Source organism: Nonomuraea antimicrobica, assembly GCF_039536965.1.
Classification (GTDB): Bacteria; Actinomycetota; Actinomycetes; order Streptosporangiales; family Streptosporangiaceae; genus Nonomuraea; species Nonomuraea antimicrobica.
The window spans coordinates 1-963 of sequence record NZ_BAAAZP010000271.1; the positions used below are offsets into that span (position 1 = coordinate 1).

At 68.8% G+C, this 963-nt stretch carries 1 protein-coding gene; it reads left to right on the forward strand.

The window, feature by feature from the left end; genetic code table 11:
- On the forward strand, positions 1 to 963 hold a 963-nt coding region (locus ABD844_RS52475), incomplete at both ends, for an integrase core domain-containing protein (protein ID WP_344897700.1).

Sequence of the window (963 nt, forward strand, 5' to 3'; positions counted from 1 at the left end):
TGCCGGGTGCTGGAGATCACCCCGCTGCGCGTCTACCGGTGGGCCGAGCGCCGCGAGCACGGCCGGCTGGCCGACCGCCGGCCTGGTGGCTCGCCGGTGCATGGTCTGCTCCAGACCGAGGTCGAGCAGATCATCGTGTTGTTCCACGAGTGGGGCGAGGTGGATCGCTCGCATCGCAAGCTTGCCCATCGCGGCTCCTACCTGGGCCGCTTCTGGGTCTCGCCGTCCTCGGTGCATCGGGTGCTGGAGGCCCACGGGCTGCGCATCCGAGCCCGGCCGCGCCCCGCCCTCTCCCAGCGCAAGCCGTTCCCGGACTGGGTGGAGTACCGGCCGCTGCAGATCTGGATCTACGACACGACGCATTTCTCCGCCTGCGGGATGGCCGCGCTGGCCATCATGGATTTGGTCTCCCGCAAGTGGATCTGTGAAGTGGTCTCGGTGGAGGAGACCCACACCCAGGTCATCCTGGGCTTCACCGACGCCCTGGAACGGGAGGGGTTGCTGCCGTTGATCGCCGCCCGAGACGACGGTCTGGTCGACGCGGGCACCGACGCCGACAACCCGGCCAGGCCGGTGCTGCTGGCCATGAGTGACAACGGGCCGCAGATGACCGCGGGCAAGACGCGTGAGTTCATGGCGCTCTCGGCGATCGCTCAGCACTTCGGCCGGCCCGGCACGCCCACCGACCAGGCGTGGATCGAGACGCTGTTCGGGCACGTCAAGGTCGAGTTCCCGCACCTGACGAAGATCACCGAGCCAGCGGTGCTGCGGGCTGAACTCGCCCGCGTGCGGGCCTTCTACAACGGCACGCGCCTGCACGAAGGGCTCGGCTACGTCACTCCCGACGACGAGCACGAGGGCCACGGTCCAAAGATCCGCAAAGCTCGGCAGGAAGGCCTTGAACAATCCCGCCAACGGCGCCTGGAGTGGCACCGCGCGAACCGGGGCACATCACCCACACGG